This window comes from Mesorhizobium sp. M5C.F.Ca.IN.020.32.2.1 (genome assembly GCF_004023105.1).
Classification (GTDB): domain Bacteria; phylum Pseudomonadota; class Alphaproteobacteria; order Rhizobiales; family Rhizobiaceae; genus Mesorhizobium; species Mesorhizobium wenxiniae.
In genome coordinates this window covers 1-1,478 of record NZ_RZSX01001204.1, presented here as the reverse complement: position 1 = coordinate 1,478, position 1,478 = coordinate 1, and the positions used below count along the sequence as shown (strand labels likewise).

General features: G+C 63.7%; 2 protein-coding genes. One reads left to right on the top strand and one right to left on the bottom strand.

Going from position 1 to position 1,478, the window contains the following annotated elements; all coding sequences use genetic code 11:
* Positions 1-562 precede the first annotated feature (562 nt).
* Positions 563-967 carry a hypothetical protein gene (locus EOA86_RS39740; RefSeq protein ID WP_128345577.1) on the bottom strand — a complete coding sequence of 135 codons (405 nt, stop codon included), beginning with the start codon at positions 965-967 and terminating at the stop codon, positions 563-565.
* A 196-nt stretch (positions 968-1,163) separates the two neighbouring features.
* Here EOA86_RS39740 and EOA86_RS39735 point away from each other — a divergent pair.
* A partial coding sequence (locus EOA86_RS39735) for a hypothetical protein (protein ID WP_206630223.1) occupies positions 1,164-1,478 on the top strand: 315 nt, incomplete at its 3' end.

The window sequence follows — 1,478 nt, the reverse complement described above, 5'->3', positions numbered from 1 at the left end:
CTTAGCCACTCTCATCTCGTCCTCCCTTTGCGTGATCGATATATCCACCGGATGAATAGCGAGCCCAATCCGAGTGCGGCGCCGCGCCCGCTCAATGGCCAGGTCATGATTCACATTAGGCTTATCTGATATGACGGCGCAAGCGCAGCTGCGCAGCTAAGAGCGGGGCGTAAAGCCTCCGCAGCGCGCGCGTTTCCGCCGGTCGCGCTGATGCTCTCGCGCGTCTCTCATCGTTCGTCCTTGGCCTTGCCATAGGCGTTCGGCGCAGTGTCGGCGTGTAGATCAGGCCTGCTTTCTTGCCGCCACGCGCAGCTCATCGCTGGCGCGCGCGTCTTCACCGGGCGAGGCCTCATCAACCGCGAAGCCATCGTCCTCGATGAGAAGGCCCGTTCGGACTTTGCCGAACTGCGGAGGCAATCCCGCGACCCCAATATGACCCGTATCTCGCCGCGGAATTTCTGGAAAGACGATTGATGGCCGGCACGGGAACGACCCGGCCCACGTTCTTCGAGGTGAACAAAAGCCGGGCCTGATCTAGTTTCCCGCCCGTAGCTCCTTCAGGTCACAGCGAATGATGCTGCCATGGAAAATGGCTGGCGACCTGCGTTTGAGATGCATCTCCCGTCCCGTCGCTGTCCAAAGAGAGCGACCCGGTTGAACTGTCGTAGCTGACCTGGTCGGAACGATCATGCGCAGCCGTAGACAGAGCGTCGGATGACTCCCCTCCCGACTTGAGCCCGTCTAAGAAGGCCTGGTCGAAGTGAGGCTTGTCCTGCAGCTTTTCCTGGAGCCAGCTGAAGTCGAAGGCGTCGTGGCCTGCGCGGCCGGACATGATCTCGGCGGCGCCGCCCTTGCTAGCATTGGCGCCGACATTTTCATTATCCTCGACGGTGTGGGCGAACCCGTTGCCGGCCGTCTTGTCGTGTGAACCGGCGAGCGACTCCGAGCCGCCAGAAAGGGCGGCCAACACCCGGTCGACACTGCTGCCTGCCTTTTCGCCGCCATTGTCGACATGGGAGGTGTCGTTGCCGTCATGGTTTGCCGCCCTGTCGGTGCCGGCGGCTGCATGGGTCGCATCGGCACCACGGACAGCATGAACACCGCCATTGCTGGTCGTGGGGCGGGAAGCGGCGGTCTCAGTGGAACTGCCATCGCTGGCGGCGGTGTCAGAAGCGGGGGTCGCAGTAGCGCTGTCGTCGCTGATGGTGGTGTCGAAAGCGGCGGCCGCAGTAGAGCTGTCGTCGCTCGTGGTGGTGTCGGAAGCGGCGGCCGCAGTAGCGCTGTCGTCGCTCGTGGTGGTGCCGGAAGCGGCGGCTGCAGTAGCGCTGTCGTCGCTCGTGGTGGTGCCGGAAGCGGCGGCCACAGTAGAGCTGTCGTCGCTGACGGTGGTGTCGGAAGCGGCGGCCGCAGTAGAGCTGTCGTCGCTCGCTGTGGTGTCGGAAGCGGTGGTCGCAGTAGAGCTGTCGTCGCTCGTGGTG